Annotated in this window: 1 pseudogene; it reads left to right on the forward strand. The window is 46.2% G+C overall.

From position 1 onward, the window contains the following. Positions 1-390, forward strand: a pseudogene (locus AB4585_RS23530) (hypothetical protein); the annotation flags it as partial.

Raw genomic sequence — 390 nt, forward strand, 5'->3', positions numbered from 1 at the left:
AATACTTTATTGGGCCGCAGAGCAGCTTGATGCACCGCGATTTAAATTGATTGCAATGGCGCATGCAGACACTGTTTTGAAGGAGTTTATTCGTGAAGATGGGTCTGTTCGACACATGGTTGAATTTGACTTTCTTTCCGGGGAAGTGAAAAAGCATCATGGCGGGCAAGGCTACAACCAAGATTCTGCATGGAGCAGAGGAGCATCTTGGGCAATTCATGGTTGTGCGCTTAGCTATCAATACACCAAAGAACCTCGGTATCTCGATGCCGCAATGAAAACAGCGGATTTTTTTATTAGCCAATTACCTGAAGATCATATCCCTCATTGGGACTTCAGAGCCCCTAGAGACGAAAATACGCCAAGAGATACATCAGCAGCGGCTTGCGC

Source organism: Vibrio sp. 10N.222.49.C9, assembly GCF_041474985.1.
GTDB classification, from domain to species: Bacteria; Pseudomonadota; Gammaproteobacteria; order Enterobacterales; family Vibrionaceae; genus Vibrio; species Vibrio crassostreae_C.